Raw genomic sequence first — 14,497 nt, forward strand, 5'->3', positions numbered from 1 at the left:
GCGGCAGATGCGCAGGACGGGATCTCGGCGGTGGCCCAGCCCGCCGCCGGCTGGCAGGCGGACGGCGAGCACACCGGTCCGGTCAAGTGTCGACAAATCGACCCAACACCGGGTGTGCTCAGCTCTCCGAGTCGGACTTCTGGACGGCGTGGCCGCCGAACTGGTTGCGCAGCGCCGAGACCGCCTTCATAGCCGGCGAGTCCTCCTGGCGGGAAGCGAAGCGGGCGAACAGCGACGCGGTGATCACCGGGGTCGGGACCGCGTTGTTGATCGACTCCTCGACCGTCCAGCGACCCTCGCCGGAGTCGTTGACGTAACCACGCAGCTCGGTCAGCTCCGGGTCCTCGTCCAGCGCCCGGACCAGCAGGTCCAGCAGCCAGGAGCGGACCACGGTGCCGCGGCTCCACGCCTTGATCGTCTCGGGCACGTTGGTGACCACGCCCGAGGCGGACAGCAGCTCGAAGCCCTCGGCGTAGGCCTGCATCAGGCCGTACTCGATGCCGTTGTGCACCATCTTCGCGTAGTGCCCGGCACCGACCGGACCGGCGTGCGCGAAGCCCTCCTCGCGCGGCCCCTCCGGGCGCAGCGCGTCGAAGATCGGCATCGCGCGCTCGATGTCCTCGGCGTCGCCACCGGCCATCAGGCCGTAGCCGTTCTTCGCGCCCCAGACGCCTCCGGAAACGCCGACGTCGGAGTACTTGATCCCGTTCTCGGCGAGCAGCGCGGCGTTGGCCTGGTCGTCGGTGAACTTCGAGTTGCCGCCCTCGATCACCAGGTCACCGGCGGACAGCAGCCCGGCCAGCTCCTCTACGGTCTGCCGGGTCGGGTCGCCGTGCGGAACCATGATCCACACGATCCGCGGGCCGGCGAGCTTCTCCACCAGCTCCGCGACCGAGGCGACGTCGCTGACGTCGGCATTGCGGTCGTAACCGACGACGTCGTGACCAGCGGCGCGCAGCCGCTCACGCATGTTGAAACCCATTCGGCCGAGACCGACAAGTCCGAGTTGCACCGGATCTCCTCTGCGAGCTGTGTTTCCACTGGGTTGGTCGGCGCGCGAGGTGGGACCTCACCAGCTGAATCGATCTGACCGGAGCCTAACCGCCAACGGAGCAGGCCCCGGCCGGACCGGGCGTCAGATGTGATCCGGCCTTCTTCAGCCAAAGCGGCGGATACCGCTTTAAACCACGCACGCCACTTGCACCGCCGCGGGTTCTCAGGCGTCGTCTGACGAGGACAGCCCCAGCGCTGTGTATTGGTCGTACATGAGTCGGGGATCCCGCAGCTCAGACGGCGTCTGAGGTTCCGCTACCGGCACCGCTACGCAAGCCGCGCCACCACCGTAAAGGGGCTCAGCCCGGCAGGCGGACCGGCATCAGCAGGTAGAGGTAGCCCTCCGCCACGTTGCCATCTTCGTCGACCGGCTTGATGAGCGCCGGGCGGTTGGAGGTCGTGAACTGCAGCTGGGCGCGGTCGGTCTTCATCGCGCCGAGGCCGTCGAGCAGGTAGGCCGGGTTGAACGCGATGGTCAGCGGCTCACCCGAGAGCTCCACCGCGAGCTCTTCCTCGGCGCTGCCCTCGTCGTCCCCACCAGCGGTCAAGCGCAGCACGCGGTCGGAGAACTCCAGGCGCACCTGGGTGCCGCGCTCGGCCACCAGCGACACGCGCTTGATCGCCTCGATCAGCGGGCCGACGTCGATGTTGGCCGTCACCGCGCTCTCGGCGGGCAGCAGCTGGCGGTACTTCGGGAACTCCGCGTCCAGCAGTCGCGTGGTGTTGCGGCGCTTGGTGCCGGACAGACCGAGCAGGCCGTCACCGGAGGCCAGCGAGATCTCGACCTTGCTCGCGCCGGCGCCGAGGGTCTTCGCCGAGTCGGCCAGCGTCTTGGCCGGGACCAGCACCGAGGTGTCCTCGATCGTGGTGCCCGGCTCCCAGGTGATCTCGCGCATCGCCAGCCGGAACCGGTCGGTGGCGACCATGGTCAGCTTGTCGGCGTTGATCTCCATCCGGATGCCGGTGAGCATCGGCAGCGTCTCGTCCTTGCCCGCCGCGACCGCGACCTGGCCGACCGCTTCGCCGAACAGTTCGGTGGGCACCGAGCCGGCGTGCTCCGGCATCGCGGGCAGCTCGGGGTAGTCCTCGACCGGCATGGTCGGCAGGCTGAACTTGGAGCTGCCGCAGGTGATGGTGACGCGCGAGCCGTCGACGGTGAGTTCCACCGGACGAGCCGGCAGCGCCTTGGTGATGTCGGCCAGCAGTCGCCCGGAGACCAGCGTCTTGCCGCTGGCGTCGATCGAGGCGTCGATGGTGACCTGTGCGGAGACCTCGTAGTCGAAGCCGGAGATGGTCAGCGCCTCTCCGGAGCTCGCATCGAGCAGCACCCCGCCCAGCACCGGAACCGGTGGCCGCGACGGAAGGCTGCGCGCGACCCAAGCGACGGCGTCGGCGAGACCGTCACGTTCCACGCGGATCTTCATGGGTGTCCTTTCGGTTTCAGCCATGCGCAGGCTGCCGAGAACTGTGTCCGAGCTCAGAGCTCATTCCGGGTCGTGGTGCTCCGGCCCCGCCGCACGGGGTGGAGCGGTCCCCGCTCGGACGCCCCGAGGCACCGGACCGCCCGAGCCTCAGTCGGGACAGCGGCGCGAAGTTCGCCGGGGCTGCCTCCGCGGGAGTTCCACCGTAGAGCGTGCGCCGCGATCTCCGCATCCGGGTCCGAGCAGTTCGTCGGTCCGTCCGGGCCCTTCGAACGGAGTTGTCCACTTATCCACCGCCCCTTACTTCTCTTTTCTTTTTTCTTTCAGAAGAACAAATGAGAGCAGTAGTAGTAAGGGCTGTGAGTTGTGGGGACAAGTGCCGTTTGGGCTGGTTGGGTGGCGTGGCCGGGTGTGGATGAGCACGGGATGTAACCGGGGACTACGACGACCGGGCGGTGGACAACTTCGACCCTCCCTCAGATAGTCCACAGCTGTCCCCAGTTGTCCACACCTCCATCCACAGTTGGACCCCCCGGTTGTACCCAACCCCTGTGGTTTTCGGCGGTTCCACCGGTCAGGTTGTGAGCAAACCTGTGAGAGGTCTGTGGTCAACCCTCATCCGGACTGTGGGCAGACGGCCACAACCTGTGCACAGCTTGTGGATGGTTTGGGGAAAACTCCAGGTCGTGCTTGGGGATGCAAAAGATGTGGACAGCTCGGCACTTCGTGGACTTTTCTGTTGACCAGGTGAGGCCAAGCCCACCTCGCCTCCCAGAAAAGTCAGCGCCCGCAGCACCTTCCACATGTGCGGAGCGCGCTCGATCAAGCGCGGAACGTGCTCTTTTCCGCTTGAAATGACGTCCGCACCCCTGCGCCGGAGTGCCGTCGAGGTCTCCGAAGCCGCCGGCAGGCGGTCAAATTTTTCTGTCGAAGGGGGTATCTCGGGGTCAGGTGCCCCAACAGAAAGGTCCGCGCGCTCGCCGGCGGGCTCCGGGCCACCGCCCAGCGCGGCCCGCGGACCCGCCCAGCGGCCGAAGAACGGTTCCCCGCTGCGCGTCCGATCGGCGCTCGGCCTACCCCGGACCCCTCGCGTCGCGGTGAGAGCTTTCTGCTGGAGGGGGTGCCTCGCGCGGGGGCGGTCAGGCAGAAAAGATGCGCGACGCGGGCCGGGGGTCAGCACACCGGCGGACCGGAGATCGCCCAGCAGCGGCCGACGCGAAAATCGGCCCTGAAAGGCCGTCCAGCGCCATCAACTCCGCCTTGCAGGGGGCGATGGTGCGTTGAGCGACATGGGGAGAGCAGCGCAGACGCGGTGAAGAGGCCGTGCGCGGATCGGCGGAGCCGGGTGATCCCGGCGGTTCCGCCACGCTAACCAGCCAACGAGCAGCCAAGAACTACCGGGACTGCTGCTTGATCCGGGCGGTCAGCTCTTGCACGTGCTCGTAGACGCGGCGCCGCTCGGCCATCTCCTTGCGGATCTTCTTGTCCGCGTACATCACCGTGGTGTGGTCGCGGCCGCCGAAGTACTGGCCGATCTTGGGCAGCGAGGAGTCGGTCAGCTCGCGGCACAGGTACATCGCGATCTGCCGCGCCTGGGCCAGCGCCTTCGTCTTGCCCGGACCGCACAGGTCGTCCATCGTCACGCTGAAGTAGTCGGCGGTGACCGCCATGATCGTCGGCGCGGTGATCTCCGGGGTCTGCGAGTCCGGGATGAGGTCGCGCAGCACGATCTCGGCGAGCTGCAGGTCAACCGGCTGCCGGTTCAGCGACGCGAACGCCGTGACCCGGATCAGCGCGCCTTCCAGCTCGCGGATGTTGCGCTCGATGCGGGACGCGATGAACTCCAGCACGTCGGCCGGCGCGTTCATCCGGTCCTGCGCGGCCTTCTTCCGCAGGATCGCGATGCGGGTCTCCAGCTCCGGCGGCTGGATGTCGGTGATCAGACCCCACTCGAAGCGGGTGCGCAGCCGGTCCTCCAGCGTGCGCAGGCCCTTCGGCGGCCGGTCGGAGGACACCACGATCTGCTTGTTCGAGTTGTGCAGCGTGTTGAAGGTGTGGAAGAACTCCTCCTGAGTTCCTTCCTTGCCCTCCAGGAACTGGATGTCGTCGACCAGCAGCACGTCGACGTCGCGGTATCGCCGCTGGAAGGCGACCTGGCGGTCGTCGCGCAGCGAGTTGATGAAGTCGTTGGTGAATTCCTCGGTCGAGACGTAGCGAACTCGCATGCCGGGGAACAGGCGCTGCGTGTAATGCCCGACCGCGTGCAGCAGGTGCGTCTTGCCGAGACCGGACTCGCCCCAGATGAACAGCGGGTTGTACGCGCGGGCCGGTGCTTCGGCGGCAGCCACCGCGGCGGCGTGCGCGAACCGGTTCGACGAGCCGATGACGAACGTGTCGAAGGTGTACTTCGCGTTCAGCCTGGTCTGCGAGGTCGGCGGCGCGTGCTTAGGCGCGGTGAACGGCTGGCTCGGCTGGGGTTCGGCCGTCGGTTGCCCGCCGCGGCCGAAGGTCGGCCAGTTCGCGCCGCCGGTCTCCTCGGGCTCGGGTTCCTCGGGTTCAGGCTCGGGCTCTTCAGCCTCGACCTCGGACTCCAACGGCTGCGGGATCTCGCCACCGGGCCACTTGAACTCGGCGGTCGGGAAGTCGATCTCGGGTGCCTGGGCGGGCTCGGGAGCGGCGTGCCGACCTGGAGCGTCCCCGCTGGGGACGACCGGGATCGAGCCGGTGTGCGCGGTGTTGCCGAAGTTCTCCGGTGTCCGGAAGCTCTCGGCCGCGTTGAAGTTCTCCAGGTCGCGCCCCAAACCGGGCGCGGAGAAGTAAGGAGCCGCAGTTGCGGGCTGGTCACCGGTGGCGCTGCGGTTGCCGGTCCACTTCTCGGTCGGAGCGGGCGCGGCGACCGGCCGGGTCGGTGCCGGGACTGCGGTGTCCACCTTCACCGCCAGCGACACGTCCCGGCCGAGGCGGCGGGACAGGGCGTCGGTGATGGGATCGCGCAGCGCGCGCTCGATGGCTTCCTTGGCGAAGTCGCTCGGCGCGGCGAGCAGCGCAGTACCGTCCAGCAGTCCGATCGGGCGGGTCACGCGCATCCACGCGCGCTGCTGGGGAGAAAGGGTGCCGGAGGACAGCTCCTGCACCACCTCGCTCCAAACTCGTACGAGATCGGCCTGGTGGTCGGACACCGCCTAGCTCCCCTCCCCTCGCTCGCGCAGCCCCCGGTCGTGGTCCCGAGGGCTGTTCCCAGAGTGCTCGGGTGCGGCGATGTCACGCCGACGGTGGGGCCGAACTCCGGGATCACCTGCGCGGGTTAGATCTCCACAGAGTTGTCCACAACTTGTGTATGAAGGTACGGCAGTCCGCCGCGGTGTTCCCCCCTGGGGCTGTCGTACCCCTGCGACCGAGGTCAGAGCGCCTCCGCGGCCAGTTCTCCCACCCGCTGGCCGCGCATCGCAGAGGGGCAACCTAACAAGGTCGTGCAGCGGTTCACAAGCAAGTCCCGGAGGTTCCGCCAAGATCGGCGTGTGGCAGCCTGTTCCCCGGACCAGACGCGCCCGCGCCGCCGCCTGGAGTTGCCCGGACGAGGCGATTCGGCGGCTTAGACCCACCCCAGTAGTGCGGCTCCGGACGTCACTGCGTACTCTCGTACAGTCCCCGCTTTCCTGAGCGGGCATGTCACTGCGCCGGGAAATCGGCGTCGTGCGCCGCTCGGTACCGCCGATCTTCGCACGAATTGGCGACCGAGGCTCGGGAACGAACCCAGGGACACCTTGACCGAACCGTGGTTCACCGTGGCCATCGGTGCCTGTAGTAACCGGGAGATCCGACCGTGAGCAAGGGCAAGCGCACTTTCCAGCCGAACAACCGCCGTCGTGCACGGAAGCACGGCTTCCGGCTGCGCATGCGCACTCGCGCCGGCCGGGCCATCGTGGCCTCGCGCCGTCGCCAGGGCCGCGCGCGTCTTTCTGCCTGATCGCGTCCGGCCGTGCTTCCCGCGGCAGCCCGGCTGACCAGGAGCCAGGAGTTCCGCCTGGTGGTCCGTCGTGGACGCCGATCCGGGCGGTCCCGCCTCGTGGTCCACGCATTGCGTCCGGACCAGGCGCTGGAGTCCGCTCGGCACCGCGGCGAGGCCTTACCGGAAGCCGAGGCGAATACGGCACCCACCCGGAATTCGACAGGATCGACCCGGGTGGGTTTTGTCGTGAGCAAGGCCGTGGGCACGGCGGTGATCCGACACCGGGTCTCGCGCCGCCTGCGTCATCTGATGCGTGACCGCCTTTCGGCGCTGCCCGCTGGCACACTGGTGGTGGTCCGAGCCCTACCAGCGGCGGCCGATGCGTCCAGCCGCGAACTCGGCACGGACTTGGACGCGGCGATGCGCAAGCTCCGCGTCCTCGCCCCCGATGGTCCGGCGACAGGTTCCAGGTGATGGCTCAGGACCAGCAGCACGACGAACGGCTCCGCGCGCCCGCACGGCGCCCGAGCCCGCTCGCCTGGGTGCTGCTCGGTCCGGTGCACGTCTACCGCAAGGTGATCTCCCCACTGCTGCCGCCGATGTGCCGCTTCTACCCGAGCTGCAGCACCTACGCGGTCGAGGCGTTGACCACGCACGGTCTGTTCCGAGGCGGTTGGCTCACCCTGCGCAGGCTGGTGCGCTGCGGTCCCTGGCACCCTGGGGGGATCGACCCGGTGCCGCCACCTCGTGAGCGCACCGCGCGAACCCCTGCCCGAGCACCTGAGAAACCTGCCGAGGAGTAGCCCGCGTGCTGGACTTCATCTACTACCCGGTGTCGGCCATTCTGTGGTTCTGGCACAAGGTTTTCGGTTTCGTGCTCGACCCGGCCAGCGGTTACGCCTGGGCGCTGTCGGTCATCTTCCTCGTCTTCACGCTGCGCGCGCTGCTGTTCAAGCCGTTCGTGCACCAGGTGCGGTCGATGAAGAAGATGCAGGAGTTCGCGCCGCAGATCCGCGAGCTGCAGGCCAAGTACGGCGATGACCGGCAGAAGCTCGCGGCGGAGATGCAGAAGCTCCAGGCCGAGCAGGGCTTCAACCCGCTCAGCGGCTGCCTGCCGGTGCTGGTGCAGGTGCCGGTGTTCATCGGCCTGTTCCAGGTGCTCAGCGGCTTCAAGCCCGGTGCGCCGTCGAACTTCGTCTTCGACGCCAACGACGTGGAGTCCTTCGTAGCCGCTGACTTCTTCGGCGCGAAGCTGTCCAACACGATCAGCCAGACCCCCGACGTGCTCGCGGCCTTCGGCACCGACCGCGTCGAGATGATGCTGGTGGGCGTGCCGTTGATGATCGCCGCCGCGATCGCCACCCACTTCACCGCGCGCCACAACGTGCAGCGGCAGTCCGCAGACGCGGCGGCCCAGCCGCAGACGGCCATGATGAACCGGATGACGCTGTGGATCTTCCCGATGTTCGCCATCATCGGTGGTCCGTTCCTGCCGCTGGCGATCCTGATCTACTGGCTGGCCAACAACTTCTGGACGCTGGCCCAGCAGCGCGTGGTGTACAGCCGGATCGACCGCGAGGAGGCAGCGCAGGCAGGCGCGCCCGCGGTCGTCGAGTCCACGGTCGTGGACGGCGGTCCCTCGGTGGACGCCGACAGCGGCATCGAGGACACGACCAAGGACCAACCCGGTGAGATCCCCGGTGTGATCGAAGACCGTCCTCGCGACACGGACAAGCCGGGCGAGACCCGGTGAGTGCGGCGCGAACCCTGGAGAGGAGACACCCAGTGTCCGAAACCGTGCAGGAGTCGAGCCCGGCAACGTCCGAAACCGCCGGCGACGAAGCTCCGTCCAACACCGAAGCCCTGCTGGTGCAGGAGGGCGACATCGCGGGTGACTACCTGGAGCGGTTGCTCGACCTGCTGGACTACGACGGGGACATCGACCTCGACGTGGAGGCGGGCCGCGCGATCGTGAGCATCGACGGCGGCGAAGACCTGGAGAAGCTCGTCGGCAGCCGCGGCCAGGTGTTGGAGTCGCTCCAGGAGCTGACTCGCCTCGCGGTGCAGCAGGAGACCGGCGTGCGCAGCCGTCTCATGCTGGATGTGGCAGGCTGGCGCGCCGGTCGCCGCCAGGAGCTGACCGACCTCGGCCGCTCCACCGCCGAGGAAGTTCTGTCGAGTGGCAAGGAAGCTCGCATGCGCCCGATGACTCCGTTCGAGCGGAAGATCATCCACGACGCGGTCGCGGCGATCGAAGGCGTCCACAGCGAGAGCGAGGGCGAGGAGCCCAACCGCAAGGTGGTCGTCTTCAAGAGCTGACCGCTCCCCTCTCGCGATCCAGATCCAATGCCCCCGTCCGACCGGACGGGGGCATTGTTGTTTTTCGGATCCGGATGGTGTTCGGTCGTCTTCTCCGGTCGTGTTTCACGTGAAACGGCCCTGGAGGCAATACGTCACCGTGACATAAGTCGTCGGTGCGGATGGATGCGGAAAACTCGTTGGATTTGAAGCCCTCTCCCCTGCCTGTCGGGGTGGGGCTCGTAGTGGCATCGCGCGAGCTGTTGGTGTCGGCGTCCCTGGACGCGCCGGAAGGGGTTGTTGGTGATTGCGGAGTGCTATCCGGCAGGCTTGGTTCAGATTCCTTGGTTCCACGTGAAACATCGGGGTGAATGCTTTGACCGAGCCTGCGGCGGCGCGGGTCGTGTTCGGTGATCGGCTGGACTTGGCCGAGCGGTTCCACGAGATGCTCCAGGAGCACGGGATCCGCCGCGGACTCATCGGTCCGCGCGAATTGGACCGCCTTTGGGAAAGACATCTGTTGAACTCTGCGGTTGTTTCGGAGTTGCTCCCACCTGATTGCCGGGTGTTGGACGTAGGCTCTGGGGCAGGGTTGCCGGGCATCCCGCTGGCGATCGCCCGCCCGGATCTCAACCTGACCCTGTTGGAGCCGATGGCTCGACGGGTGGCGTGGTTGCAGGAAGTCATCACCGAGTTGGAGCTCAACGTCGAGGTGGTGCGCGGACGTGCCGAGGAGGGTCCGGTGCGCGAACGACTGGCCGATCAGGACGTCGTGACCGCGCGTGCCGTCGCTCCGATGGAACGGCTCGCGAAGTGGTGCCTTCCCCTGCTGCGGCAGGGCGGCCGGCTGCTCGCCATGAAGGGCGAGAGCGCGGCCGAGGAACTGGAGCGGGATGCCGCGGCGATCGCCGCGGTCGGTGGCGGTCACGGCGAAGTGGTGTCGTGCGGTGTCGGTGTGCTCGACGTGCCGACGACCGTCGTCGTGGTGGAGCGGGTCGCGGCGGCCCGAAAAGCGTCCGGTCGGCGTCGTGACGATGCACGTCGAACGAGAAAGGATCGTGGACGGTGAATCCGGAGTCAAACGGAGCGGGTCGTGTTTCACGTGAAACGAAGGGCCGTGCAGTGGGCGGCATGCGGTTCCCCGCCGCGGCGACGGGCGGCGATCCCGCGCTGAGCTTCGGGAAGGACGACATCGGCTGGACCCCGATCATGGAGGAAGCCCAGCGGGCGACCCGGGTGCTGCACCCGGAGACGCTGGACCTCCCCCGCCCCAGCCACCGGCGCGTCATCACCGTCGCCAACCAGAAGGGCGGCGTCGGCAAGACGACCAGCACGGTGAACCTCGCGGCCGGTCTCGCGCTGCACGGTCTCAAGGTGCTCGTGGTCGACCTCGACCCGCAGGGCAACGCCAGCACCGCGCTCGGCGTCGACCACCGCTCCGGCAGCCCGTCGGTCTACGAGGTGCTGCTGGGCGAGATCGACCTGTCCGACGCGGCGGCGCAGAGCAACCAGTCGAAGAACCTCTGGTGCGTGCCGGCGACCATCGACCTGGCCGGTTCGGAGATCGAGCTGGTGACCATGGTGGCGCGGGAAGGCCGGCTGAAAGAGGCGCTGAACTCCGACGCGGTCACCGAGCTCGGATTCGACTACATCTTCATCGACTGCCCGCCGTCGCTGGGCCTGCTCACGGTGAACGCGATGGTGGCCGCGCACGAGGTGCTGATCCCGATCCAGTGCGAGTACTACGCGCTGGAGGGCCTCGGCCAGCTGCTCAACAACATCGAGCTGGTGCAGGCGCACCTGAACCCCTCGCTGTGGGTGTCGACGATCCTGCTGACCATGTACGACGGCCGCACCAAGCTGGCCGACCAGGTCGCGGCCGAGGTGCGCGACCACTTCGGGGAGCTGGCTCTGCGCACGGTGATCCCGCGCAGCGTGAAGATCTCCGAGGCGCCGGGCTTCGGCAAGACGGTGCTGACCTACGACCCGGGCTCGCGCGGCTCGATGAGCTACCTGGACGCGGCTCGGGAAATCGCTGAACGGGGCGTCGAGAGGACGACGGAATGAGCGAGCGCCGAGGTGGTCTGGGACGCGGCATCGCCGCGCTGATCCCCAGCGGTCCCCCCGCGGGGGCGGCGGGGACGGACAGTGCCGCGTTGCGCGGCACCCAGGTGCGCGGTGGTTCGGCCTTCGAGCGGCCGGAGCCGCCCGCTCCCGAGGTTTCACGTGAAACCAGCGGCGGTGAGGTCGCCGGCGCGGTCTACCGCGAGATCACCATCTCCTCGATCACGCCGAACCCGAAGCAGCCGCGGCAGGTGTTCGACGAGGAGGCGCTGCACGAGCTGCAGCACTCCATCCGCGAGTTCGGCCTGATGCAGCCGATCGTCGTGCGGGAGCTGGGTGGCGACCAGTTCGAGCTCATCATGGGCGAGCGCCGGTGGCGCGCTTCGCAGCTGGCGGGGCTGGACGTCATTCCGGCGATCGTCCGCAAGACGCAGGACGACGCGATGCTGCGGGACGCCCTGCTGGAGAACATCCACCGCGTGCAGCTCAACCCGCTCGAGGAGGCGGCGGCCTACCAGCAGCTACTGGGCGAGTTCGGCGTCACGCACGACGAGCTGGCGGACCGGATCGGTCGCAGCCGTCCGGCCATCACCAACACCATCCGGCTGCTGAAGCTGCCGCTGGAGGTGCAGCGGCGGGTGGCCGTCGGCGTGCTCTCGGCCGGGCACGCCCGCGCCCTGCTGAGCCTGGACGACCTCGGGCAGCAGGAGGAGCTGGCGAAGCGGATCGTCGCGGAGGGGCTCTCGGTCCGGGCGACAGAGGAGCAGGTGACGCTCCTCAAGCGGGAGGCTCCGAAGAAGAAGGCCGAAGCGAAGAAGCCCATCCTGTCCCCCGGCTTCGACCGACTTGCCAATCGGCTGGCCGATCACTTCGACACGAGGGTCAAGGTCGAGCGCGGACGCCGGAAGGGTCGGATCGTCGTGGAGTTCGGCTCCGTGGACGACCTCGAGCGAGTTGCGGAGATGATCTTGGGTGAACAGGCCCGCGGAATCAAAGAGGAATGACACCGGGTCCTTTTGTCACGGTGACAATGACTGTCCGTGATTGAAGAGCGCAAGAAGAAGGGTCGGTCTCCTGTGGGAGACCGACCCCTTTTGTTTCACGTGAAACACCGACTCATCGCGCTCGTGCGATCGCCCGCTCGACGAGTCCGGCGAAGACCTCCCCCATCGACCGGCCGGCGGCCTCGACCGCCATCGGCAGCAGCGAGGTTTCGGTCAGACCGGGTGACACGTTGACTTCCAGGAAGTGCGGCGTGCCGTCGCGGTCGATGATCGCGTCGGTCCGGGAAACGTCGCGGAGGCCGAGCAGCCGGTGTGCGGCGATCGCGAGCTCGCCCGCAGCGGCCGCTGCTTCCGGCGAGATCTCGGCGGGCGCGTGGTAGCTCGTGAGGCCGGCGGTGTAGCGGGCGGTGTAGTCGTAGACACCGTCGGCCGGCTCGATCTGAACCGCGGGGAGCGCCTCCGGTCCGTCCGGCCCGTCGATGACGGTGATCGCCACCTCGGTCCCCTCAACGAACTGCTCGACGAGCACGGTGTCGCCGTAGGACAGCGCGCCCACCATCGCCGACGGCAGCTCGGCAGCCTCGCGCACCACCTGCGCGCCCAGCGCCGAACCGCCCTGGTCCGGCTTGAGCATCAGCGGCAGGCCGAGCTTGGCCACGAGAGCGTCCAGGACTGCCTGAGCGCCCAGCTCGCGGAAGGTGGAGTGCGGCAGCGACACCCAGTCCGGAGTGGCCAAACCAGCGCGGGAGAGCTCCGCCTTGGCGGTCGGCTTGTCCCAGGCCCGGCGGCACGCGTGCGGGCCGGTGCCCACGTACGGGACGTCGAGCATCTCCAGCACGGCCTGCACCGCGCCGTTCTCGCCTTCACCGCCGTGCAGCGCGACCACGACCGCGTCCGGGCGCTCCTGCTCGACGCGGGACAGCAGTCGGGCGTCAGCGTCCCACTCCGCCACGGTCAGGCCGACCGAGCGCAGCGCCGCCGACAGCCGGCGCCCGGAGCGCAACGACACCTCGCGCTCGTGCGAAAGCCCACCTGCGAGCACGGCGACCCAGCGATCAGACACTCAACACACCCCTGGAAAGTAGTAGTCCACTGTGCACGGCGGAAATCCCGGTGCACAGTGGACTGTACGGAAATCGGGAAGAACTAGGCGGTATCGGGAGACGGGGCCTGCGGACCCGGCACGCTGCGCTGCGGCACCGACCCGAAGGTGCGGACCAGCTCCATCTCCTCGGTCAGCGTGTTGGCCAAGCGGCGCACGCCCTCCCGGATTCGCTCCGGCGTCGGGTAGCAGAACGACAGCCGCATCTGGCGGCTGCCGAACCCACCGCGGTAGAAGCCAGTACCGGAGACGTAGGCGACCCGCTGGGTCACCGCGCGCGGCAGCATCGCCTTGGTGTCCACGCCCTCCGGCACGGTCAGCCAGACGAAGAACCCGCCGTCTGGACGCGTCCACGTGCACCCCGGCGGCATGTACTGCTCCAGGGCGCTGAGCATCGCGTCGCGGCGCTCTCGGTACTGCTCCTGGAAGATCTTGATCTGCCCTTGCCAGTCGTGCGTGCTCAGGTAGCGCGACACGATCATCTGGTTCAGCGTGGGCGGGCACAGGGTCGCGGACTCAGCGGTCAGCACCAGCTTCTCGCGGATCGCGTGCGGCGCGAGGACCCAGCCGACGCGCAGGCCGGAGGCGAAGGTCTTGGAGAACGAGCCGAGGTAGACCACATTGTCGGCGTCCATGCTGCGCAGCGCGGGCAGCGCCTTGCCGTCGAAGCCGAGCAGGCCGTACGGGTTGTCCTCCACCACGAGGATGCCGTGCTCGGCGCAGATCTCGAGGACCTCCGAGCGCCGCGGCACGGCCAGCGTGATGCCGCCCGGGTTGTGGAAGTTCGGGATCGTGTAGAGGAACTTGATCCGCTTGCCCTGTGCGGTCACGTCCGCGATGGTCTGGCGCAGCGCGGACGGGTCGAGGCCGTCGTCGTCCATCGCCACGTGGACCACCTCGGCCTGGTAGGCCGCGAAGGAACCCAGCGCGCCGACGTAGGACGGGCCCTCGGCGAGGACGACGTCACCGGGGTCGCAGAAGATCCGGGTGACCATGTCCAGGGCCATCTGGGAGCCCGCGGTGACCATCACGTCGTCCGGGTGCGCGGAGATGCCCTCCAGCGCCATCACGTCGCAGATCTGCTCGCGCAGCTCCGGCACGCCGTGGGCGGAGCCGTACTGCAGCGCCACCTGCCCGTCCTCGGCCACCAGCCGCGCCACCTCGGCGGCCAGCGAGTCCAGCGGGAGCGCTGCCAGGTTCGGCATGCCGCCGGCCAGCGAGACCACCTCGGGGCGGCTGGCGACGGCGAAGAGAGCTCGGATCTCGGAAGCGGTCATCCCTGCGGTCCGCTCGGCGTAGTGCGCCCGGTACGCGTCCAGGTTGCGTGCGGGCTTGTCCGGCGGGGTCGGCTGACTTCCGTGATCCGTCATATCGCGCTCCGATTTCGGTTGTGCGCACTGTTCGTCCTGGTCGGGCCGAGAACGATTCCGGCGATTCTATAGGTCCTATCGCGCGGACCCACCGCAGATGTAACGAGGGCCTCGAACAAAGTGTCTTCGGGCTCGTTTTGGGTGGCGGTGCGGGTGGCGGAACCTCAGACGCCGCCTGGCTGCGGGATCCCGTTTTTATGTATGTCCAATACACGGCGAACGGGCTGTCCTCGCCA

13 protein-coding genes are annotated in these 14,497 nt (G+C 68.3%); 8 read left to right on the forward strand and 5 right to left on the reverse strand.

Annotated features, from left to right (window positions below):
* Window positions 1-118 precede the first annotated feature (118 nt).
* The 3 genes from gnd to dnaA all read right to left on the reverse strand — a co-directional run bounded on the left by gnd (window position 119) and on the right by dnaA (window position 5,653).
* The gene (gene gnd / locus ACWCO2_RS35630; protein ID WP_450132212.1) at window positions 119-1,012 is read right to left on the reverse strand and encodes a phosphogluconate dehydrogenase (NAD(+)-dependent, decarboxylating); all 894 of its coding nucleotides are present in this window, start codon (window positions 1,010-1,012) and stop codon (window positions 119-121) included.
* A 340-nt stretch (window positions 1,013-1,352) separates the two neighbouring features.
* On the reverse strand, window positions 1,353-2,477 hold the full coding sequence (gene dnaN / locus ACWCO2_RS35635) for a DNA polymerase III subunit beta (protein WP_450132213.1): 1,125 nt from the start codon (window positions 2,475-2,477) through the stop codon (window positions 1,353-1,355).
* A gap of 1,391 nt (window positions 2,478-3,868) precedes the next feature.
* Complete coding sequence (dnaA, locus tag ACWCO2_RS35640; protein ID WP_450132214.1) at window positions 3,869-5,653, reverse strand: chromosomal replication initiator protein DnaA; 1,785 nt, start codon at window positions 5,651-5,653, stop codon at window positions 3,869-3,871.
* 644 nt (window positions 5,654-6,297) lie between these two features.
* Here dnaA and rpmH point away from each other — a divergent pair.
* From rpmH to ACWCO2_RS35680, 8 genes are all read left to right on the forward strand, one after another.
* Complete coding sequence (gene rpmH / locus ACWCO2_RS35645) at window positions 6,298-6,441, forward strand: 50S ribosomal protein L34 (RefSeq protein ID WP_270951498.1); 144 nt, start codon at window positions 6,298-6,300, stop codon at window positions 6,439-6,441.
* Window positions 6,442-6,453: 12 nt separating this feature from the next.
* Window positions 6,454-6,897, forward strand: a complete 444-nt coding sequence (gene rnpA, locus ACWCO2_RS35650) for a ribonuclease P protein component (protein ID WP_450132215.1) — start codon at window positions 6,454-6,456, stop codon at window positions 6,895-6,897.
* Window positions 6,897-7,226 carry a membrane protein insertion efficiency factor YidD gene (gene yidD / locus ACWCO2_RS35655; RefSeq protein ID WP_450132216.1) on the forward strand — a complete coding sequence of 110 codons (330 nt, stop codon included), beginning with the start codon at window positions 6,897-6,899 and terminating at the stop codon, window positions 7,224-7,226. Before rnpA ends, yidD begins: the two co-directional genes overlap by 1 nt.
* A 5-nt stretch (window positions 7,227-7,231) precedes the next feature.
* Complete coding sequence (yidC, locus tag ACWCO2_RS35660) at window positions 7,232-8,176, forward strand: membrane protein insertase YidC (protein WP_450132217.1); 945 nt, start codon at window positions 7,232-7,234, stop codon at window positions 8,174-8,176.
* Window positions 8,177-8,208: 32 nt separating this feature from the next.
* Complete coding sequence (locus ACWCO2_RS35665; protein ID WP_450132218.1) at window positions 8,209-8,742, forward strand: Jag family protein; 534 nt, start codon at window positions 8,209-8,211, stop codon at window positions 8,740-8,742.
* 355 nt (window positions 8,743-9,097) lie between these two features.
* Window positions 9,098-9,790: a 16S rRNA (guanine(527)-N(7))-methyltransferase RsmG gene (gene rsmG, locus ACWCO2_RS35670; RefSeq protein WP_450132219.1), complete on the forward strand. Its 693-nt coding sequence runs from the start codon at window positions 9,098-9,100 to the stop codon at window positions 9,788-9,790.
* A 62-nt stretch (window positions 9,791-9,852) separates the two neighbouring features.
* Window positions 9,853-10,788, forward strand: a complete 936-nt coding sequence (locus tag ACWCO2_RS35675; protein ID WP_450132220.1) for a ParA family protein — start codon at window positions 9,853-9,855, stop codon at window positions 10,786-10,788.
* The gene (locus ACWCO2_RS35680) at window positions 10,785-11,789 is read left to right on the forward strand and encodes a ParB/RepB/Spo0J family partition protein (protein ID WP_450132221.1); all 1,005 of its coding nucleotides are present in this window, start codon (window positions 10,785-10,787) and stop codon (window positions 11,787-11,789) included. The genes ACWCO2_RS35675 and ACWCO2_RS35680 overlap by 4 nt, the downstream gene beginning before the upstream one ends.
* A 112-nt stretch (window positions 11,790-11,901) precedes the next feature.
* Here ACWCO2_RS35680 and ACWCO2_RS35685 read toward each other — a convergent pair whose 3' ends face one another.
* Together ACWCO2_RS35685 and ACWCO2_RS35690 are read right to left on the reverse strand one after the other, a co-directional pair.
* Window positions 11,902-12,852 carry a D-alanine--D-alanine ligase family protein gene (locus ACWCO2_RS35685; RefSeq protein WP_450132222.1) on the reverse strand — a complete coding sequence of 317 codons (951 nt, stop codon included), beginning with the start codon at window positions 12,850-12,852 and terminating at the stop codon, window positions 11,902-11,904.
* Window positions 12,853-12,935: 83 nt separating this feature from the next.
* Entirely contained in the window at window positions 12,936-14,261 is a 1,326-nt protein-coding gene (locus ACWCO2_RS35690) for an aminotransferase-like domain-containing protein (protein ID WP_450132223.1), read from the reverse strand.
* Window positions 14,262-14,497: the final 236 nt, after the last annotated feature.

The organism is Saccharopolyspora sp. NPDC002376, assembly GCF_053593195.1.